This window comes from Streptomyces sp. NPDC006207, from assembly GCF_040613835.1.
Taxonomy (GTDB): domain Bacteria; phylum Actinomycetota; class Actinomycetes; order Streptomycetales; family Streptomycetaceae; genus Actinacidiphila.
Window position 1 is genome coordinate 72,286 of the sequence record NZ_JBEXSX010000013.1, and the last position, 24,703, is coordinate 96,988.

Here is a 24,703-nt window from a genome sequence, read left to right on the forward strand (position 1 = left end):
ACCTCCTCGTGGAATCGATTACAAAGAGGATTGGAATCGATTACATGCTCCAGGGCAAGAGCACGAAACCGGATCGTTACATTCCGGGACCCCGTCGGGCGGAGTTGTCCACAGCCCTCGGCGGCCTGTCGGGGCCGGGCGGTACCGTCGGATCACATCGCAGATCCGGGGAGGTGGCCCGCGCCGTGGGGGAGTTGAGACTGGCCGTCGTCGAGGGCGTCCTCGAACGGATCACGTACGCCAACGAGGAGAACGGGTACACGGTCGCCCGGGTCGACACCGGCCGCGGTGCCGGCGATCTGCTGACCGTGGTCGGCTCGCTGCTCGGCGCCCAGCCGGGCGAGTCGCTGCGCATGGAGGGCCGTTGGGGCTCCCATCCGCAGTACGGCAAGCAGTTCACCGTGGAGAACTACACCACCGTCCTCCCGGCCACGATCCAGGGCATACGGCGCTACCTCGGCTCCGGGCTGATCAAGGGCATCGGCCCGCGGATCGCCGAGCGGATCGTCGAGCACTTCGGCACCGACACCCTGGAGGTCATCGAGCGGGAGCCCGCGCGGCTGGTGGAGGTCCCGGGCCTGGGCCCCAAGCGCACCAAGCTGATCGGCGCCGCCTGGGAGGAGCAGAAGGCGATCAAGGAGGTCATGGTCTTCCTCCAGGGCGTCGGCGTGTCCACCTCGATCGCGGTGCGGATCTACAAGGAGTACGGGGACTCCTCGATCTCCGTGGTGAAGAACCAGCCCTACCGGCTGGCGGCCGACGTCTGGGGCATCGGCTTCCTCACCGCCGACCGCATCGCGCGGGCCGTCGGCATCCCGCACGACAGCCCCGAGCGCGTCAAGGCCGGTCTCCAGTACGCCCTGTCGCAGGCGACCGACAGCGGCAACTGCTTCCTGCCCGAGGAGCAACTGCTGTCGGACGCCGTGAAGCTGCTCCAGGTGGACACCGGTCTGGTCATCGACTGCCTCGCGGAGCTGGCCGGCGAGGAGGGCGTGGTCATCGAGCCCGTGCCCGCCCCCGACGGCGGTGGCGACCCCGTGCGCGCGGTCTACCTGGTGCCCTTCCACCGGGCGGAGATCTCCCTGGCCGGCTCGCTGCTGCGGCTGCTGCGCGGCACGGAGGACCGGATGCCCGGCTTCCGTGACGTGGACTGGGACAAGGCGCTGACCTGGCTCGCCGAGCGGACGGGCGCGGACCTCGCCCCCGAGCAGCAGCTGGCGGTGCGGCTGGCGCTCACCGAGAAGGTCGCCGTGCTGACCGGCGGCCCGGGCTGCGGCAAGTCCTTCACCGTCAAGTCCGTGGTTGCCCTGGCGCGGGCGAAGAAGGCCAAGGTCGTACTGGCCGCGCCCACCGGCAGGGCGGCCAAGCGGCTGGCCGAGCTCACCGGGGCCGAGGCCTCGACGGTCCACCGGCTGCTGGAGCTCAAGCCGGGCGGAGACGCCGCGTACGACCGGGAGCGGCCCCTGGACGCCGACCTGGTCGTCGTCGACGAGGCCTCGATGCTCGACCTGCTGCTGGCGAACAAGCTGGTCAAGGCCGTGCCTCCGGGGGCCCACCTGCTCTTCGTCGGTGACGTCGACCAGCTGCCCAGCGTCGGTGCCGGCGAGGTGCTGCGCGATCTGCTGGCCGAGGGCGGCCCGGTCCCGTCGGTCCGGCTGACCCGCATCTTCCGGCAGGCCCAGGAGTCCGGCGTGGTGACCAACGCGCACCGGATCAACTCCGGAGCGCACCCGGTCACCCAGGGGCTGGACGACTTCTTCCTCTTCGTGGAGGAGGACGGCGAGGAGACGGCCCGGCTCACGGTGGACGTGGCGGCCCGCCGCATCCCGCGCCGGTTCGGCCTCGACCCGCGCCGTGACGTCCAGGTGCTCGCCCCCATGCACCGCGGTCCCGCGGGCGCCGGCGTGCTGAACGGCCTGCTGCAGCAGGCCGTCACCCCGGCCCGCCCCGACCTGCCGGAGCGGCGCTTCGGTGGCCGCACCTTCCGTGTGGGCGACAAGGTGACGCAGATCAGGAACAACTATGAAAAAGGCGCCAACGGAGTCTTCAATGGAACGGTGGGGGTCGTCACCTCCCTGGACGCCGTGGAGCAGCGGCTCACCGTACTGACCGACGAGGACGAGGAGATTCCTTACGACTTCGACGAGCTGGACGAGCTGGCGCACGCCTACGCGGTGACGATCCACCGGTCACAGGGCAGCGAGTATCCCGCCGTGGTGATCCCTGTCACCACCGGGGCGTGGATGATGCTCCAGCGGAACCTGCTGTATACCGCCGTTACCCGGGCAAAGCGATTGGTCGTGCTCGTGGGTTCGCGCAAGGCGATCGGCCAGGCGGTGCGCACCGTCTCCGCAGGCAGACGCTTCACGGCACTCGACCACCGGCTGGCGCGGGCGGCAAAATAGGCACTGGGTGCCATCATTCGGCTCCCCGACCGACCCCGAGTGCACGTGGCCACGCCAAATGGGGGACAGTAGGGGTAGTCAGGGCACCTACCAACCTCGAAGAAGAGGCACGACGTCGGTGAGGGAATGACGTGAGCGACAACTCTGTAGTACTGCGGTACGGGGACAGCGAGTACAGCTACCCGGTGATCGAGGGCACCGTTGGGGACAACGGCTTCGACATCGGCAAGCTGCGCGCCAACACCGGCCTGGTCACCCTGGACAGCGGCTACGGCAACACCGCGGCCTACAAGTCCGCGATCACCTACCTCGACGGCGAGCAGGGAATCCTCCGCTACCGCGGCTACCCCATCGAGCAGATCGCCGAGCGCGGCACCTTCCTGGAGACCGCGTACCTTCTCATCAACGGTGAGCTCCCCACCGTCGACGAGCTCGCCGCCTTCCGCGGCGACATCACGCAGCACACGCTCCTCCACGAGGACGTCAAACGGTTCTTCCAGGGCTTCCCGCGGGACGCCCACCCGATGGCGATGCTGTCCTCCGTGGTCAGCGCGCTGTCGACCTTCTACCAGGACAGCCACAACCCGTTCGACGAGAAGCAGCGCTACCTCTCGACGATCCGGCTCATCGCCAAGCTGCCGACGATCGCCGCGTACGCCTTCAAGAAGTCGGTCGGCCACCCCTTCGTCTACCCGCGCAACGACCTCGGCTACGTCGAGAACTTCCTGCGGATGACCTTCGCCGTGCCCGCCGAGGAGTACGAGCTCAACCCGGTCGTCGTCGACGCCCTGGACAAGCTCCTCATCCTCCACGCGGACCACGAGCAGAACTGCTCCACCTCCACCGTCCGCCTGGTCGGCTCCTCGCAGGCCAACCTGTTCGCGTCGATCTCCGCGGGCATCAACGCCCTGTGGGGCCCGCTGCACGGCGGCGCCAACCAGAGCGTGCTGGAGATGCTGGAGGCCATCCAGGCCGACGGCGGCGACGTGGACGCCTTCATCCGCAAGGTGAAGAACAAGGAGGACGGCGTCCGCCTGATGGGCTTCGGCCATCGGGTCTACAAGAGCTTCGATCCCCGGGCGAAGATCATCAAGGCCGCCGCCCACGACGTGCTCTCCGCCCTCGGCAAGTCCGACGAGCTGCTGGACATCGCGCTGAAGCTCGAGGAGCACGCCCTCAGCGACGACTACTTCGTCTCGCGCAACCTGTACCCGAACGTCGACTTCTACACCGGCCTGATCTACCGGGCCATGGGCTTCCCGACCACGATGTTCACGGTGCTCTTCGCGCTCGGCCGGCTCCCCGGCTGGATCGCCCAGTGGCACGAGATGATCACCGAGCCGGGTTCCCGGATCGGCCGTCCGCGCCAGGTCTACACGGGCATCGTCGAGCGGGACTACGTCCCGGTCGAGGCCCGCTGACGCGAGCGCCCCGCACACAGAGAAACGCCCCGCGCCGAATCCCCCCACGGGTTCGGCACGGGGCGCTCCTGTTTCCCGGAGCGGATCCCCCCACGGGTCCGTACCGGGCGTTCTTTGGGTGCGCTCGCCCAGCCGGGACCAAGCACCCGGGAGGGCCGCTCAAAGCTCTCCGGGCAGTTCGCCCCGGCATGGCGACCGGGCTGTCCCCCAAAGACAACCCGCTCATCATCTCACCGAGTCCGCCGGGAGCCCGGTGTCTTCGCCGGGTTAGACCCCCTCGTAAACCAAAAGGTTACGTTCCAGCCAGTGTGATCTCGGTCTCGGCTACGCATCTCCTACGCCATCCGCATCATGGCAGACCCCCGTGCCGGTCGCGAAGCCCCCGTCCCGTAACGTGCTGTTCCTCCTCGAGGAGCGGAGCGTGATGTCGCAGAACGCAAGTGTGGGCCGGCACGTCGTGGTGACCGGCGGGGGAACGGGAATCGGCCGGTCGGTGGCCACCCTCTTCGCCGAGGCCGGCGACCATGTGACCATCGTCGGCCGGCGCCGCGAGGTGCTGCGCGCCACCGCCGACGAGCTGCGCTCCCAGCACGGTTACGACGTCACCCCGGTCGTCTGCGACCTCGCCGACCCCGACGACGTGGAGGCGACCCTCGACCGGCTGCCCCGGCGCATCGACGTCCTGGTCAACAACGCGGGCAGCCGGGAACTCGCGATCGGGGCGGGCCCGCACGGGGTGCTGGCCCGCTGGCGCGGCGACTTCGAACGCAACGTCCTCACCGCCGTCCTGGTGACCGAATCCGTACGTGACCGGCTCCCCGAGGGCGGCCGGGTCATCACCGTCACCTCGGTGGCCGCGCTGCGCGGCGGGGGCTCCTACGGGGCCTCCAAGGCCGCCCTGCACGCCTGGAACCACTCCCTGGCGGCCCAGCTCGGCCCGCGCGGCGTGACCTGCAACATCGTCGCCCCGGGCACCGTGGCGGGCACCGAGTTCTTCGGCGCCCGGCTGGACGCCGCCGAGCTGACCCGCAGGGCCGGCCGGACCCTGGTCGGCCGGGTCGGGACGCCCGAGGACGTCGCCTCCGCGGTGGTCTTCCTCGCCTCCCCCGAGGCGGGTTTCATCACCGGGGAGATCCTGCAGTGCAACGGCGGCGAACTGCTCGGCCGCTGAGCTGGCGCACGTGCGTCCCGCGGGGAGTACGCCGGGCGTACTCCCCGCGCCACAGCCGGTCGCTGCGGCCCCGTACCTGAGGATGAGGCGCCCCCGGGAAAACCCTGGGAATGCCCCGATCCCGGCGAAATCGCCTTGCCCCCTCCATCGCGGCCCTGCCAGCGTTGAGGCCTGGGACGGGAGACGGGGGACGGGCCGGGGCGGGAAGAGAGGCGGCCGGATGGACGTTGCACGGATCGTGTCGGCCCTGGACTTCACCGCGGGCCTCGAGGGGTACCTGCGGGACGGCCACGTCATCTGGGCGTACGCGGTGCTCGCTGCCACCACCGCGCCGCCGCTGGTGCCCAACGCGGCGCTCCTGGTCACCGGGGGCGTGCTGGCCGCCCAGGGACGGCTGGACATCGCCCTGGTCCTGCTGGTCGTCGCCGGCAGCGCCCTCCTGGGCGACCTGCTGATCCACCGCACCGGCCGCGCCGTCAGCGGCCGGGTCCTGACCCGGCTCTACCGGCGGCCGCGGCGCCGTGCGCTGCTGGAGTGGGCCAGCGTCCGGATACAGCGGCACGGGATCCCGTTCGTCATCGGCGTCCGGTTCCTGCCCAGCGGGCGGGTCGTCGGCGGCCTCTCGGCGGGCATCGTGCGCTACCCGGCCCGCCGTTACCTGATCGGCGCGGGCGTGGCGGAGGCGGTCTGGGCGACGTACTCGGTGGGCCTGGGTTACTTCGGCGGCCTCGCCATGTCCAACTCGCTGTACGCCGTCGCGCTGGGCCTCGGGGTCTCCCTGGCCGTGGCCGGAATCGGCAGCGTGGCGCAGATGCTCTCCGGGCGCCGTTCGGCCCCGGCGGGTGCGACGTCCCCCGGACGCGTGGTGGCCTCGGGCGGCGCCGCGTCCCCCGGGACGGAAGAGCCGGAGGGGGACGCCCCGCAGGGGAAGCCGGCGGACCGGGCGCTGCGGGGCTGAGGCGCGCCGCCGGGGGAGCGGGGCCGTGCCGGTCCCGGTCTCAGGGGGTCGCGGCGGGGGTGCCGACGGCTTCCGTGATGGCGACGGCACCGGTGCCGACGTGCGGGGCGAGGTAGCCGTACAGCGCGGCCTTGACCTCGCCGATGTACGCGTCCCGCTCGGCGCCCTCGTGCGCCAGGACCAGGGCCAGGCCCGCCTTGAACAGGCCGAAGGCCATCGCGGCCACCCGCGCCCGCTCGGCGGCCGAAAGGGTGGGCGCGCGCAGGCCGAGCAGGGTCTCCACGCGCTCCAGCAGGGAGGTGTGCAGGGTGTCGTGCTCCATGACGACCGTGCCGGGGATGTCGCTGTCGTGGACCAGGGCGAGGAAGGCGGGGTTCTGGCAGTTGAACTCGATCATGGGGGCGACGATGACCTCGAGCATCTCGCGCAGCGGCAGCGAGGCGTTCTCGGGGGTGAACAGCTCCCCGTGCCCCTCGCGCATCCGCTGGTTGAGGATGCCGCCCAGCTCGATGGCGATGGCCTCCTTGTTCGGGAAGAACTGGTACAGCGTGCCAGGGGACACGCCCGCCTCGCGGGCGATCGCGTTCGTGGTGGCCGCGGTGTAGCCCACCTTGCAGAACACGTCGGCCGCGGCCTCCAGCAGCTGCGCCACGCGCCGTTCGCCGCGGGCCTGCCGGCGTCGAGGCTTCTGCTCCTCAGGCACGTGTAATCCCCAATCATGTTTGACAAACGCGAGTGGTCGCTCACATTCTGAAGAAACGCGAGTGATCGCTCGTGTTCGCCATTTTACGGCGGTTCCTCAGGGGAGGGGACACCTCTGTCATGTCGGATGTCAACCGTGAGCGCCCGCCGGGGGGCTGGACCCGGGCGATGACCGCCCGTCCTCGCCTCACCCTGCTGCTGGCGCTGCTGTTCACCGCCCTCGCCGTGGTCGCGGGCAGCGGCGTCGCGGACCGGCTGCGCAGCGGCGGATGGGAAGCCCCCGGCTCGGAGTCGGCCTACGCGGCGGACGCGCTGGAGAGGTACTTCCCGGACTCGCAGCCCAATCTGATCCTCCTCGTCGACGGCCGTGGCGCCGGTGTGGACTCCCCGGAGGTGGCGGCCGAGGGACGGGAGCTCGGTCGCCGGCTCGCGGCGGACGAGGACATCGCCGGCGTCACCTCGTACTGGACGACCCGGGCCTCCGCGCTGCGCGCCGAGGACAGCCGCGAGGCCATGATCGTCGCGCGGATCGGCGGCGACGACGACGCCGTCGCCGCGGCCGTCGAGCGCATCGCCCCCGAATACCGGGGACGGCACGGCGCGGTGGAGGTCAAGGTCGGCGGCATGGCCGCGTTCCGGCACGACCTGCAGACCACGATCCAGGAGGACCTGGCCCGCGCCGAGCTCATCGCGCTGCCGATCACCCTCCTGCTGCTCATCATGGTGTTCGGCAGCGCCGTCGCGGCGGTACTGCCGCTGGGCGTCGGCGTCGTGGCGATCCTGGGCACCAACGCCGTGCTGCGGGGCATCACGACGTTCACGGACGTCTCGATCTTCGCGCAGAACCTCACGACGGCCCTCGGTCTCGGACTCGCCATCGACTACGCCCTGTTCATCGTGCGGCGCTTCCGGGAGGAGCTGGACACCGGGGCCGACCCGCTGACCGCCGTGGGCGCCACGCTGCGCACGGCCGGGCGCACGGTGCTCTTCTCGGCCCTCACCGTGGCCGCCGCGCTCTCCGCGATGTTCCTGTTCCCGCAGTACTTCCTGCGCTCGTTCGCGTACGCGGGCATCGCCGTGGTGCTGCTGGCGGCCGCCGCCGCGCTGGTGATCCTGCCCGCCGCGCTGGTGGTGCTCGGCCACCGGGTCAACTCCCTCGACCTGCGCCGTCTCCTGTCGCGCCGGCGGAGCGGGAAGGCCGGACGGGAGCCGGGCGCGGGCTACGCGCGGCTCGCCCGCCTGGTGATGCGCCGTGCCCCGCTGTTCGCGATCGGCACGGTCGCCGGGCTGGTCCTGCTCGGGCTGCCCTTCCTGCAGGTGCAGTTCGGCACCGCCGACGACCGCCAGCTGCCCGCGACGGCCGAGGCGCACGTCGTGCAGCAGCACATACGCGACGGGTTCCCCGGCAACCCCGGCGGAGAGATCACCGTGCTCGCCGAGGGCCGTCCCACCGAGGCCCAGCTCGGCGACTACAGCGGCAGGCTCTCCGCGTTGCCCGGAGTGGTGGTCGTCGACGGCCCGGCCGGCCAGTACGCGCAGGGCCGGCGGACCGCCGAGCCCGGCCCGGCCGAGGCGGCCAGGGCCACCGACGGCGCGGCGTACCTCACCGTGCTGCCCGAGGCGGAGTCGGTGGACGAGGCGAGCCAGGACCTCGTCGGCAGGATCCGGGCGGTCGACGCCCCCTTCAAGGTCTCCGCCACCGGCACCGCGGCCCAGCTGGTCGACACCAAGGACGTCATAGCCGACCGCCTGCCGTGGGCGGCCGCCCTGATCGCCGCGGTGACCTTGGTGCTGGTCTTCCTCCTCACCGGCAGCGCGGTCATCCCGCTGCAGGCCGTGCTGCTCAACGCGCTGAGCCTCACCGCCATGTTCGGGGCGGTGGTGTGGGTGTTCCAGGACGGTCACCTGTCCGGTCTGCTCGACTTCACCGCGACGGGCAGCATCGAGACCACACTGCCGGTGCTGATGTTCTGCGTCGCCTTCGGACTCTCGATGGACTACGGCGTCTTCCTCCTGTCGCGCATCAAGGAGGAGCACGACCGGACCGGTGACCACCGTGCGGCGGTCGTCTTCGGGGTGCGCCGCACCGGCGGGCTCATCACGGCGGCCGCGGTCATCCTGGCGGTGGTGATGGTGGCCATCGGCACCTCGCGGATCGCCAACACCAAGATGCTGGGCCTCGGGATCGCACTCGCCGTCCTCATGGACGCGATGGTGGTGCGCACCCTGCTCGTGCCCGCCGTGATGCGGCTGAGCGGACGGGCCACCTGGTGGGCGCCGCGGCCGCTGAGGGCGCTGCACGACCGGTTCGGGCTGAGCGAGGGCGAGGGCCCCGGCCGGGCCCCTGTACGGGAGGAGCCCGTACCGGACCCGGAGCCGGAGCCGGCCCGCTCGGGCTGAGCGGCGGCCGGGCCGACGTCAGCCGAACTCCTGGCGTCCGCGGTTCCCGGGGCGCCGGGAGCTCCACAGGCGGATGGTGTCCGCGTACCAGAACGGCTTGCCGCCCTCCACGATGTCGGGGGGCGGCAAGTGCCCGTGCTTGCGGTACGAGCGCACGGTGTCGACCTGCACCCGGATGTGAGCGGCGATCTCGGCGTACGACCAGAGGGTCCGGTCCGTCATCTCCCACGCACCTCCCATGCGCCGGCCTCGGGGGGGTGGCCGGCCTCGCCGGGACAACGACATGCGATCAAGGGCGGAAGGGGCTGTTGATCATCTGTGACGCGAAGCCCGCGTAACGGTGACAAACGTGGCGGATGCATGACCGGCCTCCCCGATTGTCGGAGGAACCGTCCGGGTGCGGGAAGCCGCGCCCCTCAGCCCTCGAACCGGGCAGGCAGCGGGGGGACTTCCCCCTCGGCCGCGTCCGCGTCGGCCACCGCCCTCAGACGGTTGAGGATGGCGGTGCCCGCCCGGGTGTAGGCCGCGACGTCGTCGAAGAGCACCGACTGCAGGTTGCCGGTGTCCAGCAGCGCGATCAGCTCGAAGGACAGCAACGGGATGTCGGCGTCGGCGCACAGCTGTCCCGTCCGCCGGGCCTTCTCGAGGGTGATCTCGACGTAGGTCGTCCACTCCAGCCGGGCCTGGGCGACCACGTCGTGCACCGGCCCGCTGCGCGCGTCGTACTCCGCCGACACCGCCAGCAGGAAGCAGCCGCCCGGGAACACCCGCCGCCGCGAGTAGTCCAGCCACGACTCGCACAGCCGCCACACCCGGGCCAGCCCCGCCGGCAGCTCCCGCGACGGCTCCACCACCTGCCGGATGTACACCTCGCGGGCCGCCCGCACGGTGGCGAGCTGCAGCTCCTCCTTCGACCCGAACAGGGCGAACACCCCGCTCTTGCTGAGCCCGAGTTCGGTCGCCAGCCGGCCCAGCGACAGACCTTCCAGACCCTCGACCGAGGCGATCGCCATGGTGCGGTCCAGCACCAGCCGGCGGGTCTGGTTGCCGCGCTCCACCCGGCCGTCCGTACGCGTAGCTGCCATCCGGGCATCCTAGGGAAGGCCACGTCCGGGCGGCAGGCACCGGGCGTAAGGTCGGTGGCGTGACCTCGACGAATCCCTTCCTCAGCCCGAGCACCCTCCCGTACGAGCTGCCGCCCTTCGCCGACATCCGCGAGGAGCACTACCTCCCCGCCTTCGAGCAGGGGATGGCCGAGCAGCTCGCCGAGACCGAGGCCGTCGCCGCGAACCCCGAACCACCGGGCTTCGAGAACACGATCGTCGCCCTGGAGCGCTCCGGAGACCTGCTGGACCGCGTGTCGAAGGTCTTCTTCAACCGCGCGAGCGCCGACACCGGTCCTGGCATCCAGGAGATCGAGGCGAGGATCAACCCCGCCCTCGCCGCCCACGCCGACGCCATCCACCTCGACCCCGTCCTCTACGGCCGCGTCAAGGCGCTGTACGAGAGCCGCCGAGAACTCGGCCTGGACGCCGAGGCGCTGCGGCTGCTGGAGCGCTACCACACCCGTTTCGTCCGCGCGGGCGCCGAACTCACCGAGGAGGGCCGCGAGCGCCTGAGGGCGCTCAACGCGGAGATCGCGGAAGCCTCCACCGCGTTCGAGCAGAACCTGTTCGCCGACACCAAGGCCGCCGCCCTCGTCCTCGACGGCGCCGACGAACTGGCCGGGCTCTCCGCCGACGCCGTCGCCGCCGCGGCCGCCAACGCCACGGCCCTCGGCCACGACGGCCGGTACGTCCTCAGCCTGAAGAACTTCTCCAACCAGTCCGAACTGGCCTCGCTCGACGACCGTGCCCTGCGCCGCCGTCTGCTGGAGGCCTCGCTCGGCCGCGGCCTGACCTCCAACCGCGAACTCACCGCCCGCATCGCCCGGCTGCGCGCCGAGCGCGCCGCCCTGCTCGGCTACGAGAACCACGCCGCGTACGTCGTCGCCGACCAGACCGCCGGCACCCCCGAGGCCGTGACCTCGCTGCTCGCCCGTCTGGTCCCGCCCGCCGTCGCCAACGCCGAGCGCGAGGCCGCCGCCCTGACCGCCGCCTCCGGGCTGGAGGACTTCTCCGCCTGGGACTGGACGTACTGGTCGGAGAAGGTCCGCAAGGCGGAGTACGACATCGACACCGCCGCCATGCGCCCCTACTTCGAGCTGGACCGGGTCCTCAAGGACGGCGTCTTCTTCGCCGCCGGCCAGGTCTACGGTCTGAGCTTCACCGAGCGCGCCGACCTCGCCGGCTACCACCCCGACGTCCGGGTCTTCGAGGTCTTCAACGCCGACGGCTCGCCCCTCGGCCTCTACCTGGGCGACTACTTCGCCCGCGCCTCCAAGCGCGGCGGCGCCTGGATGAACAGCCTGGTCGACCAGTCCGCGCTCTACGGCCGCAAGCCCGTCGTGGTCAACAACCTCAACGTCGCCAAGCCCGCCGCCGGCGAGCCCGCGCTGCTCACCTACGACGAGGTCAACACCCTCTTCCACGAGTTCGGCCACGCCCTGCACGGCCTGTTCTCCGACGTCCGGCACCCCTTCTTCTCCGGCACGGCCGTCCCGCGCGACTTCGTCGAGTACCCCTCCCAGGTCAACGAGATGTGGGTGACCTGGCCGCAGGTGCTGGCCCACTACGCCCGCCACCACGAGACCGGCGAGCCCATGCCCGCCGAACTCGTGGCCCGGATGGAGGCCGCGGAGCGGTTCGGGCAGGGCTTCCGCACGGTGGAGTACCTGGCGGCCGCCGTCCTCGACTGGGCCTGGCACACCATCCCGGCCGGCCACGACCCCGGCGACGCTGAGGAGTTCGAGGCCGCCGCCCTGAAGGAGGCCGGGCTCGCGCTGCCCGCGATCCCGCCGCGCTACCGCAGCACCTACTTCGCGCACATCTTCGCCCACGGCTACAGCGCCGGGTACTACTCGTACATCTGGAGCGAGGTGCTCGACGCGGACACCGTGGAGTGGTTCAAGGAGAACGGCGGCCTGCGGCGCGAGAACGGCGACACCTTCCGCCGCGAGCTGCTCTCCCGCGGGGGCAGCGTCGACCCGATGGCCGCGTTCGAGGGCTTCCGGGGCCGTGCGCCGCGCATCGAGCCGCTGTTGACGCGCCGCGGTCTGACCGGCTGACCGGCTGACCTCTCCGGGGTCCTTCCCCGGCCGAAGGACGGCGACGGCGTCCGTTCCGTCGTCCCGCCGCTTCCCACCGAGCCGGTGGCCGGCGAGGCCCAACGCCTCGTCGGCCAACCGGCGGTGGGGCCCGGCCGGGCGGGACCGCGGACCCCCGAGGTGCTCCGGGCCGCCCGATCGGACCCTTGGCGCAGACCTATCAGGAATGATCTATACCGGATGGGTCACGGCAACATTACAGACAGCTTTTGTCTCTGCGCGCATGGTGAAGCTCTGTCACGGTGTCTTCACAACCGAGCCTCAGGGGGTTCACCATGTCTCAGTCGTCGCACGCATCGCCACCGGGCCACTACCCGCCGCCCCAGGAGCCGGACTGGAGCCGGCCGCCGAAGAAGACGGGGGCGGGGAAGATTATCGGTTTCGGGATCGTCGCCATCGTCATCGTCGTGGGGGGCAGCGTCGCCTTCGCCCTCAAGACCGGGGACGACAAGGGCGGTTCGGGGGGTGACTCCTCCGCGGTCAGCGCGTCCCCGGTCGAGGGCGGCGGCGGGAAGCCGGCCCCGGGTGACGCGAAGGTCACCTCGTGCGGCCTCGCCGACTTCAGCAAGTTGCCCACTGCCGAGGTGACCCTCACCAACCACAGCTCGCAGACCTCCGACTACGAGGTGCGCATCGAGTTCGTGGACGGCGGCGGACGGCGCATCGCCCAGGCCGTCGCGACCGCGACCGGCCTGACCGCGGGGGACGAGGCGCAGACGAGCGCGCAGGGGAGCGATCCGGCCTCCGGTGAGATCGACTGCAAGGTCACCGAGGTCCTGCGCAAGGCGAGTTGACCGCTGGCCCGCCCTGCCGCCGAGGGTGAGCGCGTGGCACGCTCCGCCTTCCCCTCCGGCGACCGTGACTCCGTTTCGCCTTCCGGACCCCGCGGCATGTGACCGCGGGGTCCGTCCGGCGGGACGGCGCGCAGTGCACGCGGGCGCCCGGCCGGGACCGGTGGTGGCAGGGACGGGTCTGCCCGCCAACCCGGCGAACGACGGTGCACCCGGGAGCGCTTCGCGCCGAGGCCGTCGCCGTGCGGGCAGGAGTCGGATTCCGTGAGGTTCCGCATACACCCCCGACACCCGCCAGGTAGCGGCGAAATGGCGGAAAAGCGTCACGTACGTGCGGTGACCCCGGGTGGGTCCCTTCATCTGACGGACCGTCCCGGTCGCCCTGGGCGGTTGCGCGGGGGCGTTCCGTGTCGGACCGCCCGCCTGGCGCCCTCTTTCCGGTGCGGAGCGTCACCGATGCCCTGATCCCGATTACCTCGCGTGGACCTGCACGTTTCGTTCATCTTCTCTCCGTTCGGCCTTCACTCTTCCGTGAGCGCAGCCCCCTCATGGGCCGCGACTGTCAGTGCCGCCTGAGGACGTCTTTCGGCCTGGGGCACAACAGCGCGAAGGGGAGGGAGGTCGGCCGCCATGGTCCGGCCACGCGTTCTGTACATGTCGGCTCATGTTGGTGGCAGGTACCTGCCACAGGCCTCATCGCCTGCGGGACCGGGGAGCCCGGAGGACCCCGGGCCCTCCTCGGAGGGCTCGTCGCGTACGGCGAGACCCGACAGGGGAGCCGGACCCGACGGCCAGGACCGCCGCGGTCGTGACGACCGCGGTGACCGGCACGACCGGCACGACCGGGCCGGGGCGCCGGTCGCCGCGGTCGGCTGGCGGCTGGTCGGCGCCAACAACCGCGAACTGGCTGGTGGCGATGCATGTCGGGGATGCGATCCTGCCGGTCGAGGACGCCGCAGATCAGTGGGGAGAACTGGTCTTCCACACCGCGACCCCAGAGGTAGGGAGGCACTGGACCGACTCGGGGAAGATCCACGACGAACGACATCTCAAGGGCCGGGCGCAGGGAGACACCCGCAACGTTCCTTGCCACCCTGCGCTCACTGCGATCCTGCGTGAACACATCGCGGTCAAGGGGCTGAAGCCCAGTGACCTGCTGTTCCAGGGACAGTACGGCGGCAAGCTGGCGGGGTGGGTCTTCCGGCGCGCGTGGGGCAAAGCCCGCATGGCGGTCCTGACCAAGTACGAGCAGACGTCCCCGCTTGGCAAACGCGTCTATGACCTGCGGCATACCTGCCTCACCACCTGGCTGAACAACGGCGTGCCACCCGCACAGGTCGCCGAATGGGCAGGCAACAGCGTGCCGGTCCTCCTGGCCATCTACGCCCGGTGCATCACCGGACAGCTCAAGGACCTCCAAATGCGACTGGAAGGCGCGCAGGACCTCACAGGGCAGGACGACCAAGTGTGATCTGGCGGCGCTGTCGGCCACCCGCGCTGCCCCGACTGTCCGGCTCCGGGGCGGCGCGGGTCGACCGTGAGTGGCCGGGGTGCCCGCCGTGTGGTCCGGGAGCTGCTGATCCGCACGTCTTCGCTGCGCGGCAGCCAGTGGCTCGCGCCGCTCACCGTCTGCGCTTGCCTGGCGTTCAGCGCGTTCTTCGAACGGCTGGGGTGGTGGGCCGCACTGATCGGTGGGCACTCCGCGGACGCGTTCCTCGCCACGCGGGGGACGTCTGGGACAGCCAGTGAGACATGTTCTGCGCCCTGATCGGGGCCATGCTCTCCCCGCTGCTCAGCCGGGTGCACGACCGGCAGCTGGCGGCGCTCACACAGCGCACCGGGCGGTAGCGGGGCGCCCGGGCCGGCGCCTTGCCGAGCGGACGAGCCTAGCGTCGCGTCGCGTCGCGTCGCGTCGTCCCGCGCAAAGCGCTCAAATCGACCACTCGTGCTCCGAAACTCCTTTCTGTGCAACAGAGTTGCTACAAAGCGATGCCGCCCCGCCCGTTTCTGACGACGTGTCGCGGGCCGTCGGGGATCATGATGCGTTCACAAAGGCGTGGCACCGCGGAGGTTGTTGATGCTGGCGCTAACGGCAGCAGACCCGCAGTGGGTGGGTCCGTACCGGGTCGTGGCACGACTCGGCGCAGGCGGGATGGGGATCGTCTACCTGGGGGTCTCCCGTGGCGGACGGCAGGTCGCTGTGAAGGTCCTCCGTCCCGAGTCGGCCGAGGACTGGGAATTCAGGCGTCGCTTCGCCCGCGAGGTGACCTCGGCCCGTGCGGTGAGCGGAGCCTTCACCGCTGCCGTGGTCGACGCCGACCCGGAGGGGTCTCCGCCCTGGCTCGCCACCGCCTACGTGCAGGGCGTCTCGTTGCGGGACGCCCTCGCCGAGCACGGCCCGCTGCCCGAGGCATCGGCCTATCCCATGGCCGCCGGTCTTGCGGAGGCGCTGGAATCGATACACACGGCCGGTGTGATCCATCGCGACCTCAAGCCGTCGAATGTGCTCCTTGCCGAGGACGGGCCACGGCTGATCGACTTCGGGATCTCCACGGTCAGCGGATCGAGCGTGCTGACTCAGGACGGTCAGGTCTTCGGGACGCCGGGGTTCATGTCGCCGGAGCAACTGAAGGGCGATCCGGTGGGCACACCGAGCGACGTGTTCTCCCTCGGCGCCGTGCTGGTGTTCGCGGTGACCGGCGATGGGCCGTTCGGGACGGGGTCGATGCCCCAAGTCGGCTACCGCGCCGTGTACGAGGAACCGGACCTGGATGCCGTGCCGTCCCGGCTTCGCCCCGTACTGGCCTGGTGCCTGGCGAAAGAACCCGGTGAACGCCCCTCGGTGTCGTCGCTGTTGCGCGAACTGACTGAACTCAACGGAAGCGGCCCTGAGGCCACCGAAGTGTTCACCGACATCGGCTGGCTGCCCATGGCGATCGCCCACACCGTGCAGTCCCGCGCGGCCGCCCAGTCGGTGAGCGGTGCACCGGACGGCCACGGCGCCGCTGGCCCGGACGCGCGCGAGCGAGCGCTGCCCCGAAGTGCCCCCTCGGGCATGTCCCGGCGGCGGGTCATTCTCGGGCTCGCGGGCGCCGCGGTGGCGAGCGCGGCTGTTGCCGGCTGGTCCGTGTTCAGGGAGGACAGCGGACAAGGCCACGAGCGTTGGAGGTTCGCGACCGGCGGTGCCGTGATCGGGACGCCGGCCGCGGCCAAGGGGCTGGTGTACGCCGTCAGCAAGGACAACCACCTGTACGCGGTGGACGCCGGCACCGGTCAACAGCGATGGAAGGTCACCACACGCGCGGACACGTACCCGGCCCCGACCGTGGCCGATGGAATCTTGTACCTGAGCGAGGAGGACTCGCAGGGCAGCACCAAAGCCCTGGACGCGGCCACGGGGGAGCCACTCTGGGAATCTCCCAGTATCTGGCCGCGGCCGATCGTCAGGAACGGCGTCGCGTATCTCGTCACCAGGAGCACGATCGCGGGCGGAAGGTCGCACATCACCCTGGAGGCCAAGGACGCGGCCGACGGCCGTCGGCTTTGGACATTCGAGACCGACACGCCCCGTCCTGCGGTAGCGGTCGGCCACGGCGCGGTTTTCGTAGCCGGCATGCGGAATCTCCAGGCCTTGGACGCGGCGACCGGTGAGCCGAAGTGGACGGCTGAGCCCGACATGTTCCCCGACCCGGCACTGCTTGTCGTCGGCAGGTGGGTGTTGACGCAGAGCTTGCGCGGGCTGCACGCCCTGGACGCGGCCACAGGGCGAGTGGGCTGGAAGTTCACCGGAAGCGAGATGGTGGGGCAGCCCGGCAGCAGCGGAAGCGGCAGGGTCTGTGCCTTCAGCAAGGAGACGGACGACGCCGTCGCGCTTCACGCTTTCGATGCCTCCAACGGTCGGCACGAGTGGAAGTACACCATCAATGACGACACGGGTAGCGACCTCAATCCTCCGATCGTCACCAAGGACATGGTCTACGTGTCCGCGGCGGAGGAGCACCGCGACAAGGACAGCACCTTCCGCGCCCTGGACACGCGTACCGGCCGGGAGAGATGGCTGTTCACGCACCACGACATCATGACGCTCCAGCCGGTGGTGGCCAGCGGTGTCGTCTACCTGGGCAGTGGTGACAAGCACCTGTACGCCATGGACGGCCGCACCGGACGTCAGGTGTGGAAATTCGTGACTGGGGGGCGCGTGTACCCTCCGGTCGTAGCAGACGGAGTGGCGTACGCGGGCAGCGAGGACGGGCATGTCTACGCGGTGTCGCTGTAACGGCGCTCCCTGTCCTTGCGCACGGCAGATGTCGGCGGTTCGAAGCCGTCCGCGCAGCGGCGCTGGCCCGGCGGTGGCCGCGGGCTGTCAGACCGCGGCACGCCTCTCTGGCCGCCTGGCTGAACAACAGGGTGCCGCCCACACAGGACGTGTCCGCGCATTGTCCGCAGCCACCCGCAGAAACCCGGAGACAGCCGGACAGCGTCGTACCCTTCCCAAGATCTCCAAGGAGGGTCAGTGTCGACTCGGGCGCGATCACGGGGGCCCTGACCAGCAAAAAGCCCCTCCATGTGGAGGGGCGCAGTGGGTGCCCCCGGCAGGACTCGAACCTGCGGCCAAGCGCTTAGAAGGCGCCTGCTCTATCCACTGAGCTACGGGGGCCGGACGTTGGCCGCGACCGAACCCGCCCCTTGTGTCGACGGTTCCGTGACCTTGCCGGGGACAAGGATAGGGCGCGGCTGATGTGCGGCCGGTTGCTTCGCCTTCATGACACGTTGTGTAGGTTCGGTGAAGCGGTCTGATAATCGCAGGCAGGTGCGAATGTCGCACCAGTTTTGGCGCCTCAGTCGACGGCTGTTGTGCACTCGTTATGCCGGTGTCTCTTCCGGCCCTTCTGTCCCGTTCCGGTCTTCTTGCGGGCCGAAAGATGTGAACTAGGCGGAATACGCTTCAAAAACCCACCAAAATGGGGCATTCTGCCACTGTGGCGATCTTGGATGTACGGCCCGAACTCCTCGACGCGCTGTCGGCGCTGCGCGACCGCGTCGCGGACGCGCGCTTTCCCCTCCCCCTTCCCGGAGCCGAGCGGGCCCGCCGCACACGTCAAGAGCTGCTGGCGCAGCTCGACGACTATCTGGTGCCCCGGCTGAAGGCGCCCGAAGCGCCGCTGCTGGCCGTGGTGGGCGGTTCGACGGGAGCGGGGAAGTCCACGCTCGTGAACTCGCTGATCGGGCGGCGGGTGAGTGACGCGGGCGTGCTGCGCCCCACGACGCGCACACCGGTGCTGGTGTGCCACCCCCAGGACCGCGCGTGGTTCGCCGATCCGCGGGTGCTGCCGGGCCTGGCCCGGGCCTGGGCACCGCGACCCAGGACCGCGGCCGACGCCGACGGGGGGGAGAGGCCGGACGGGAACGACGAGGAGCGCGAGGCGGAGGAGACCAGGCTGTGGCTGCGCCTGGAGACCGACGACACGCTGCCGCGCGGGCTCGCCCTGCTGGACGCGCCCGACATCGACTCCCTCGTCTCCCGCAACCGCGAGCTCGCCGCCGAACTGCTCTGCGCGGCCGACATCTGGATCCTGGTGACCACCGCGTCGCGCTACGCCGACGCCGTGCCGTGGCACCTGCTGCGTACGGCCAAGGAGTACGACGTCACCCTGGCCACCGTCCTGGACCGGGTGCCGCACCAGATCGCCGAGGACGTCTCGCAGCACTACGCGGCCCTGCTGACCCGGGCCGGGCTCGGGGACGTGCCGCGGTTCACCGTCCCGGAACTGCCCGAGTCCGCGGGGGCCGGCGGGCTGCTGCCGCACACGGCGGTGGCGGCGCTCGGCAGCTGGCTCGCGCACTGCGCCGAGGACCCGGCCGCGCGGCACCAGGCGGCACGGCGCACCGTGACCGGGGTGCTGGGCTCGCTCGGCAACCGGCTCCCGGAACTGGCCGGCGCCTCGGCCGCGCAGCACGCCGCCGCGGTACGTCTGACCCGCCACGTGGACAACGCCTACGACGAGGCCGAGTCGCGCGTGCAGGAGGCCGTCGGCGCCGGGGCGCTGCTCGCCGGGGACGCCCTGGCCAGCTGGCGCGGCTACCCCGACTGCGGCCCCGCGGCCCTGCTGTGCGCCCTCGCCGAGAGCCTGGCGGTCCAGCTGCGCACCGAGGTCGCGGCGGCGGACGAGCGGACCCTCGACGCCTGGCGCGGCGACCGCGCGGGCGCCGTCCTGACGGAGGACGCCGACCCGGAGGCGGCCGCCGACGACGCCGCCGAGCGGATTGAGGACGCCGTCGACACCTGGGGGTTCACGGTGAACCGCCTCGCGCACCAGTCGGTGCGCGGCAGTGCGGAGGGCGTCGACCCGCAGCACGCGGCGGCACTGATCGCGGTCGCCGTGCTCGGCGGCCGCAAGGGCACGGTCGCGGGCGAGCAGCTCGCCTCCCTCGTCGGCGCGCAGGCGGCGCTGCGGGCGGGCGACCGGGCGCGCGAGGAGCTGGACCGGCTCGTCGGCAAGGTGCTCGACGCGGAGCGGGAACTGCGGGTGCTCCCGGTGGACGCGCTGGATGTGACGGCGGCCCAGCAGGCGTCGCTGATCGCGGAGCTTTCGGTCGTGCAGAAGTCGTACGGACTCCAGGAGAGGTGATCAGGTGCTCACAGAGCGGGTGGACGCCCTGTCGGAACTGCTCGGGCTGTCGCGCACCCGCGTGAGCCACGAGGCGCTCGACGGGGCCGGGGAACTGCTGGAACGGGTCGGCGACCGGCGCCGGCTCTCCGCGGACCACACGGTGGTGGCGCTGGCGGGGGCGACGGGCAGCGGGAAGTCGTCCCTGTTCAACGCGCTGACCGGTCTGGAACTGTCGCGGATCGGCGTCCGCCGGCCCACCACCTCGGCGCCGGTCGCCTGTGCCTGGGACCCCCGGGGCGCCTCCGGGCTGCTGGACCGGCTCGGCATCGGGCCCAAGGGGCGGTTCGCCCGGCACAGCGTCCTGGACGAGGGGGCGGAACGGACGGACGACGGGCCCGCCGGCCTGGTCCTGCTCGACCTGCCGGACCACGACTCGGCGGCGACCGCCCACCGCGACCAGGTGGACCGGGTGCTGAAGCTCGTCGACGTGATCGTGTGGGTGCTCGACCCGGAGAAGTACGCGGACGCGGCGCTGCACGAGCGCTACCTGCGGCCGCTGGCCGGGCACGCCGACGTGACCGTCGTCGTCCTCAACCAGATCGACCGGCTCCCGGAGGAGGCCGTCGAGCAGGTCCTGGACGACCTGCGGCGTCTGCTCGACGACGACGGGCTCGCCGTCGGCGAGCACGGCGAGGACGGCGCCATGGTGCTGGCCACCTCGGCGCTGAACGGTGACGGCGTGCCGGAGCTGCGGGCGGCCATCGGCCAGGTCGTGGCGGAGCGCGCGGCCGCGAGCCGGCGGCTGTCCGCGGACGTGGACGGGCTCGCCGAGCGGCTGCGCCCGCTGTACGTCGCCGAGGGGATGACGGGGCTCACCGACCGGTCCCGCGAGGACTTCACGGCGAGCCTCGCCCACGCCGTGGGCGCCGCGGCGGCGGGCCGGGCGGCGGAGCGCGCCTGGGCCAGGGCCGCCGAGGAGGCGTGCGGCACCCCGTGGCGGCGGCTGCGCCGCGGACGCGGCGCCGGTCTGCGCGACGGCATCCTCGACGGCCGCCGTCCGGCGCTGTCGGCGTCCCGCGCGTCGGTCGACGAGGCGGTGCGCGCGGTCGCGGCGGAGGCCGTCGAGGGGTTGCCCGCTCCCTGGGCGCAGGCGGTACGGGAAGCCGCGCGCCGCGGTGGCCGCACGCTCCCGGAGGCGCTGGACGCGACGGTGGAGCGGGTGGCGCCGGACGAGCCGCTGCGTCCCCGGTGGTGGACGGTGGTCGGTACGGCGCAGTGGCTGCTGGCGCTGCTCGCGACGGTGGCGCTGGCGTCGGGGGTCGTGACGGCGGCGGGCGCGTTGCGGCTGCCGTGGTGGCTGCCGCCCGCGCTGCTGGCCGTGGGCGCGTTGGGCGGTCCGCTGCTCACCCGGGTGAGCCGGTTCGCGGCCCGCGGCCCGGCCCGGCGGCACGGCCAGGCCGCGGAGCGGCGGATGGCCGACGCGGCGGCCGACTGCGGGCGGGCGCGGGTGCTGGAGCCGCTGGCGGCGGAATTGCTGCGTTACCGGGAAGTGCGGGAGCAGTACGGGGTGCTCTCGGGAAACCACTTCCGGGTGACGGAGTTGTCCACAACAGGCCAGTAATCCACAGGTTGAATCCCATTTCTCCACGGGGGGCGCGGCGGGCGCACCATGGAGCCATCGCGGGGCCGGCGGCAGGGGGCCGCCGGCCGGCGACGGCAACGGGGAGCATCGGCAATGAACGAGACACTGGTCACCGTCGTGGGGAATGTCGCGACCAGGCCGGAATTCCGGAAGACGCCCACGGGCGTGCCGGTCGCCAGGTTCCGGCTGGCGACGACCGCGCGCCGCTGGGACCGGGAGCGCGGCGGCTGGTCCGACGGGCACACCAGCTTCTACACGGTGTGGGCCTGGCGGCAGCTGGGGGAGAACGTGGTGGCGTCGGTCGGGGTCGGCGAACCGCTGCTCGTCCAAGGACGCCTGAGGGTGCGTGAGGAGGAGCGCGACGGCCAGCGCTGGATCTCCGCCGACGTCGACGCGATCGCCTGCGGCCACGATCTGACGCGCGGCACCTCGGCGTTCCGGCGGGCGTCCGTGGGCCGCCCGGAACTGATGGTTCCGAATTCCGCCGCGGGCGCTGGGGAGCCACTCGCCGATCCACTGGCCGCCCTGTCCGGATAAGCCGGACAGCTGCACATTCGCCCCGCGGTAAAACGTCGATGATTTATCGACAATTTCACGTCTATGCCTACGCACGGGTAACGATTGCGATTCGAATTCCCGGGCGGCCGTGAATCCTGGTGGCTTTGGTGCGGTTGGTTCCTAGGATTCTGCGGAACCCCGGCTTTCCGCGGGGATCCACAGCTGTCGGCGAGGCGTGCCCCCACGACCAGCCTCGCCCGGAGGGGAAATCCATGTTCACTGTACGGAGGCGGGGAGCTGCCCGTCTTGCCGTAGCGATGGTGGCCTCAGGCCTCCTCGCCGCGGGTTCCATAGCCGTTGCCGGGTCCGCCATCGCGGACGACGCGACCCCCACCGCGCCCGGTGCGACGGCGACGCTCGGCGGCCTGAAGACTGCCGACAGGGCCGTCATCACGGAGAAGGGCAACAAGGAGGAGGTCGGCGCCGGCCTCTTCGAGATGTCCGTCGATGGCGGTGGCACGATCCAGACGTACTGCATCGACATCAAGAACCCCACGCAGAGCAGCGCGAAGTACAAGGAAGTCTCCTGGGACCAGTCGAGCCTGCACAACAACGTTGACGCGGGGAAGATCAACTGGATCCTGCAGAACTCGTACCCCCAGATCGACGACCTCGCCGCTCTGCAGAAGAAGGCCGGCATCAAGAAGGGCGCCCTGACTCCGGGGCTTGCCGCCGCCGGTACCCAGGTGGCCATCTGGCGCTTCTCCGACAAGGCCAATGTGACCGCGGTCAACCCGCTCGCCGAGCAACTCGCGGACTGGCTGCAGAAGAGCGCCAAGAACCTCGAGGAGCCCGCGGCGTCGCTGACCCTCGACCCGCCGGCGGTCTCCGGCAAGGCCGGTGACCTGCTCGGTCCGATCAAGGTCCACACCAACGCCTCCACCGTCCAGGTGAGCCCCGCGCCCAGCAACCCCTCCGGCGTCAAGGTCACCGACAAGAACGGCACCGCGGTCACCTCCGCCAAGGACGGCGACGAGGTCTACTTCGACGTCGAGGCCGGCACCCCCGACGGCACGACCTCGCTGACCGCCACCGCGAACACCAAGCTCCCGGTCGGCCGCGCGTTCACGGGCGTCAACAGCACCACGCAGGTCCAGATCCTCGCCGGCTCCAGCGACAGCTCCGTCTCCGCGACGACCACCGGCACCTGGGCCGCCAAGGGGCCGATCCCGGCGGTCTCCGCCGAGGTCAACTGCGCCAAGAACGGCCTGGACGTGACGGCCGCCAACGAGGGTGACAAGCCGTTCACCTTCACGCTGGCCGACAAGGAGTACACGGTCGAGGCCGGAAAGTCCGAGACCATCACCGTGCCGGTGGCCGAGGACCAGCACTACAAGGTCACCATCACCGGCCCCGAGGGCTTCGAGAAGACCTTCGAGGGCGTCCTCGACTGCGAGACCGCCGGCAACGGCGGCGACACACCGTCCTCCTCGCCCAGCCCGGCCTCGGCCGGCGGCTCCTCCGAGGGCACCGGTGACACCGGCTCCACCACCGGCGGCGACCTCGCCGAGACCGGTTCGAGCAGCGCCACCCCGGTGATCGCCGGCATCGCGATCGTCCTGGTCGTCCTCGGTGGCGGCGCGGTCTTCTTCCTGCGCAAGAAGAAGGCGGCCCCGTCCGCCGAGTGAGCTGACACCACTGGCCGCTCCTGAGCGAAGGGGGCGGAGGTCGAAAGACCTCCGCCCCCTTCGCCGTTCCGCGGCACGCACGGACGCCCGCAACAGGTCTGCGGGTCCGCCCCTACCGCGGACAGCGGCTTGGCGGCGCCACGACGTTCCCCTCGGGGTGATCTCCGAGGGGAACGCCACATGGCACGGGCTCAGTACTGTTCGGTCTCCACGAAACCGGCGTCCGCGCCGTCGTCCGCGCCGAAGGCGGCGGCGGTCGGGTCGAATCCGGGCGGGCTGTCCTTCAGGGCCAGGCCCAGGCCGGCCAGCTTCGCCTTGACCTCGTCGATCGACTTCGCACCGAAGTTGCGGATGTCGAGCAGGTCGGCCTCGGAGCGTGCCAGCAGCTCACCCACCGAGTGAACGCCCTCACGCTTGAGGCAGTTGTAGGAACGGACGGTGAGCTCGAGCTCCTCGATCGGCAGCGCCATGTCGGCGGCGAGCGCGGCGTCCGTGGGGGACGGGCCCATGTCGATGCCCTCGGCGTCGACGTTGAGCTCGCGGGCGAGCCCGAACAGCTCGACCAGGGTCTTGCCGGCCGAGGCCATCGCGTCGCGGGGACGCATGGCCTGCTTGGTCTCGACGTCGACGATCAGCTTGTCGAAGTCGGTGCGCTGCTCGACACGGGTCGCCTCGACCTTGTAGGTGACCTTGAGCACCGGGCTGTAGATGGAGTCGACCGGGATGCGGCCGATCTCCTGGCCCTGCTGCTTGTTCTGGACGGCCGAGACGTAGCCGCGACCGCGCTCGACGGTCAGCTCCACCTCCAGCTTGCCCTTGCCGTTCAGCGTGGCCAGGACGAGGTCGGGGTTGTGCACCTCGACACCGGCCGGGGGCGCGATGTCGGCGGCGGTGACGACGCCGGGGCCCTGCTTGCGCAGGTACATCACGACGGGCTCGTCGTGCTCCGAGGAGACGACGAGCTGCTTGATGTTGAGGATGAGGTCGGTGACGTCCTCCTTGACGCCCGGCACGGTGGTGAACTCGTGCAGGACGCCGTCGACCCGGATCGAGGTGACGGCGGCGCCGGGGATCGACGACAGGAGGGTGCGGCGGAGCGAGTTGCCGAGGGTGTAGCCGAAGCCCGGCTCCAGCGGTTCGATCACGAACCGGGAACGGAACTCGTCGACGACCTCTTCGGTCAGTGAGGGACGCTGAGCAATCAGCACGGG

The 24,703-nt window shown here is 71.3% G+C and carries 17 protein-coding genes, 1 tRNA gene and 1 pseudogene; 14 read left to right on the plus strand and 5 right to left on the minus strand.

Going from position 1 to position 24,703, the window contains the following annotated elements; translation table 11 throughout:
* The first annotated feature begins 44 nt into the window (after positions 1 to 44).
* The 4 genes from recD2 to ABZ312_RS13285 all read left to right on the plus strand — a co-directional run bounded on the left by recD2 (position 45) and on the right by ABZ312_RS13285 (position 5,955).
* Positions 45 to 2,405: an SF1B family DNA helicase RecD2 gene (gene recD2, locus ABZ312_RS13270; protein ID WP_500322827.1), complete on the plus strand. Its 2,361-nt coding sequence runs from the start codon at positions 45 to 47 to the stop codon at positions 2,403 to 2,405.
* 131 nt (positions 2,406 to 2,536) lie between these two features.
* A complete protein-coding gene (locus ABZ312_RS13275; protein ID WP_500322828.1) occupies positions 2,537 to 3,826 on the plus strand; it encodes a citrate synthase in 1,290 nt (429 codons plus the stop codon).
* Positions 3,827 to 4,250: 424 nt separating this feature from the next.
* The gene (locus ABZ312_RS13280) at positions 4,251 to 4,997 is read left to right on the plus strand and encodes an SDR family NAD(P)-dependent oxidoreductase (protein WP_500322829.1); all 747 of its coding nucleotides are present in this window, start codon (positions 4,251 to 4,253) and stop codon (positions 4,995 to 4,997) included.
* A gap of 220 nt (positions 4,998 to 5,217) precedes the next feature.
* Positions 5,218 to 5,955: a DedA family protein gene (locus ABZ312_RS13285; protein ID WP_500322830.1), complete on the plus strand. Its 738-nt coding sequence runs from the start codon at positions 5,218 to 5,220 to the stop codon at positions 5,953 to 5,955.
* Positions 5,956 to 5,995: 40 nt separating this feature from the next.
* Here ABZ312_RS13285 and ABZ312_RS13290 read toward each other — a convergent pair whose 3' ends face one another.
* Positions 5,996 to 6,658 carry a TetR/AcrR family transcriptional regulator gene (locus tag ABZ312_RS13290; RefSeq protein WP_500322831.1) on the minus strand — a complete coding sequence of 221 codons (663 nt, stop codon included), beginning with the start codon at positions 6,656 to 6,658 and terminating at the stop codon, positions 5,996 to 5,998.
* A gap of 119 nt (positions 6,659 to 6,777) precedes the next feature.
* On the opposite strand from ABZ312_RS13290, the gene ABZ312_RS13295 reads away from it, so the two are divergent.
* Entirely contained in the window at positions 6,778 to 9,057 is a 2,280-nt protein-coding gene (locus ABZ312_RS13295; RefSeq protein ID WP_500437639.1) for an MMPL family transporter, read from the plus strand.
* Between the two features lie 18 nt (positions 9,058 to 9,075).
* Here the strand turns inward: ABZ312_RS13295 and ABZ312_RS13300 are convergent, their stop codons facing one another.
* Positions 9,076 to 9,279 carry a MarR family transcriptional regulator gene (locus tag ABZ312_RS13300; RefSeq protein ID WP_499511963.1) on the minus strand — a complete coding sequence of 68 codons (204 nt, stop codon included), beginning with the start codon at positions 9,277 to 9,279 and terminating at the stop codon, positions 9,076 to 9,078.
* A gap of 194 nt (positions 9,280 to 9,473) precedes the next feature.
* Positions 9,474 to 10,142, minus strand: a complete 669-nt coding sequence (locus tag ABZ312_RS13305) for a TetR/AcrR family transcriptional regulator (protein ID WP_500437641.1) — start codon at positions 10,140 to 10,142, stop codon at positions 9,474 to 9,476.
* 59 nt (positions 10,143 to 10,201) lie between these two features.
* Between ABZ312_RS13305 and ABZ312_RS13310 the strand changes: the two genes are divergently transcribed.
* From ABZ312_RS13310 to ABZ312_RS13330, 5 genes and pseudogenes are all read left to right on the plus strand, one after another.
* A complete protein-coding gene (locus ABZ312_RS13310; RefSeq protein WP_500322836.1) occupies positions 10,202 to 12,223 on the plus strand; it encodes a M3 family metallopeptidase in 2,022 nt (673 codons plus the stop codon).
* Positions 12,224 to 12,537: 314 nt separating this feature from the next.
* Positions 12,538 to 13,056, plus strand: a complete 519-nt coding sequence (locus ABZ312_RS13315; RefSeq protein ID WP_500322837.1) for an FxLYD domain-containing protein — start codon at positions 12,538 to 12,540, stop codon at positions 13,054 to 13,056.
* An 805-nt stretch (positions 13,057 to 13,861) separates the two neighbouring features.
* Positions 13,862 to 14,524 (plus strand): site-specific integrase, encoded by a 663-nt coding sequence (locus tag ABZ312_RS13320; protein WP_500437643.1) that lies wholly within the window; start codon positions 13,862 to 13,864, stop codon positions 14,522 to 14,524.
* A 90-nt stretch (positions 14,525 to 14,614) separates the two neighbouring features.
* Positions 14,615 to 14,901, plus strand: a pseudogene (locus tag ABZ312_RS13325) (DUF2238 domain-containing protein); the annotation flags it as partial.
* Between the two features lie 229 nt (positions 14,902 to 15,130).
* Positions 15,131 to 17,329, plus strand: coding sequence for an outer membrane protein assembly factor BamB family protein (locus ABZ312_RS13330; RefSeq protein WP_500437644.1), 2,199 nt, complete (start codon positions 15,131 to 15,133; stop codon positions 17,327 to 17,329).
* A 308-nt stretch (positions 17,330 to 17,637) separates the two neighbouring features.
* Here ABZ312_RS13330 and ABZ312_RS13335 read toward each other — a convergent pair.
* A tRNA-Arg gene (locus ABZ312_RS13335) sits at positions 17,638 to 17,710 on the minus strand.
* Between the two features lie 304 nt (positions 17,711 to 18,014).
* Between ABZ312_RS13335 and ABZ312_RS13340 the strand changes: the two genes are divergently transcribed.
* The 4 genes from ABZ312_RS13340 (at position 18,015) to ABZ312_RS13355 (ending at position 23,492) form a co-directional block, all read left to right on the plus strand.
* Positions 18,015 to 19,682 carry a dynamin family protein gene (locus tag ABZ312_RS13340; protein ID WP_500437646.1) on the plus strand — a complete coding sequence of 556 codons (1,668 nt, stop codon included), beginning with the start codon at positions 18,015 to 18,017 and terminating at the stop codon, positions 19,680 to 19,682.
* 4 nt (positions 19,683 to 19,686) lie between these two features.
* On the plus strand, positions 19,687 to 21,285 hold the full coding sequence (locus ABZ312_RS13345) for a GTPase (RefSeq protein WP_500437648.1): 1,599 nt from the start codon (positions 19,687 to 19,689) through the stop codon (positions 21,283 to 21,285).
* Positions 21,286 to 21,399: 114 nt separating this feature from the next.
* Complete coding sequence (gene ssb, locus ABZ312_RS13350; RefSeq protein ID WP_500322844.1) at positions 21,400 to 21,843, plus strand: single-stranded DNA-binding protein; 444 nt, start codon at positions 21,400 to 21,402, stop codon at positions 21,841 to 21,843.
* Positions 21,844 to 22,076: 233 nt separating this feature from the next.
* Complete coding sequence (locus ABZ312_RS13355) at positions 22,077 to 23,492, plus strand: LAETG motif-containing sortase-dependent surface protein (RefSeq protein WP_500322846.1); 1,416 nt, start codon at positions 22,077 to 22,079, stop codon at positions 23,490 to 23,492.
* A gap of 191 nt (positions 23,493 to 23,683) precedes the next feature.
* Here the strand turns inward: ABZ312_RS13355 and ABZ312_RS13360 are convergent, their stop codons facing one another.
* Positions 23,684 to 24,700, minus strand: coding sequence for a DNA-directed RNA polymerase subunit alpha (locus ABZ312_RS13360; RefSeq protein WP_499511943.1), 1,017 nt, complete (start codon positions 24,698 to 24,700; stop codon positions 23,684 to 23,686).
* Positions 24,701 to 24,703 lie beyond the last annotated feature (3 nt).

What these genes read in the sequence shown, in the direction of transcription:
- recD2 (WP_500322827.1), top strand. Translation starts at nt 45, where the DNA reads ATGCTCCAGGGCAAGAGCACGAAACCGGATCGTTACATTCCGGGACCC.
- ABZ312_RS13280 (WP_500322829.1), top strand. Translation starts at nt 4,251, where the DNA reads ATGTCGCAGAACGCAAGTGTGGGCCGGCACGTCGTGGTGACCGGCGGG.
- ABZ312_RS13285 (WP_500322830.1), top strand. Translation starts at nt 5,218, where the DNA reads ATGGACGTTGCACGGATCGTGTCGGCCCTGGACTTCACCGCGGGCCTC.
- ABZ312_RS13295 (WP_500437639.1), top strand. Translation starts at nt 6,778, where the DNA reads ATGTCGGATGTCAACCGTGAGCGCCCGCCGGGGGGCTGGACCCGGGCG.
- ABZ312_RS13300 (WP_499511963.1), bottom strand. Translation starts at nt 9,279, where the DNA reads ATGACGGACCGGACCCTCTGGTCGTACGCCGAGATCGCCGCTCACATC.
- ABZ312_RS13305 (WP_500437641.1), bottom strand. Translation starts at nt 10,142, where the DNA reads ATGGCAGCTACGCGTACGGACGGCCGGGTGGAGCGCGGCAACCAGACC.
- ABZ312_RS13315 (WP_500322837.1), top strand. Translation starts at nt 12,538, where the DNA reads ATGTCTCAGTCGTCGCACGCATCGCCACCGGGCCACTACCCGCCGCCC.
- ABZ312_RS13330 (WP_500437644.1), top strand. Translation starts at nt 15,131, where the DNA reads ATGCTGGCGCTAACGGCAGCAGACCCGCAGTGGGTGGGTCCGTACCGG.
- ABZ312_RS13340 (WP_500437646.1), top strand. Translation starts at nt 18,015, where the DNA reads ATGGGGCATTCTGCCACTGTGGCGATCTTGGATGTACGGCCCGAACTC.
- ssb (WP_500322844.1), top strand. Translation starts at nt 21,400, where the DNA reads ATGAACGAGACACTGGTCACCGTCGTGGGGAATGTCGCGACCAGGCCG.
- ABZ312_RS13355 (WP_500322846.1), top strand. Translation starts at nt 22,077, where the DNA reads ATGTTCACTGTACGGAGGCGGGGAGCTGCCCGTCTTGCCGTAGCGATG.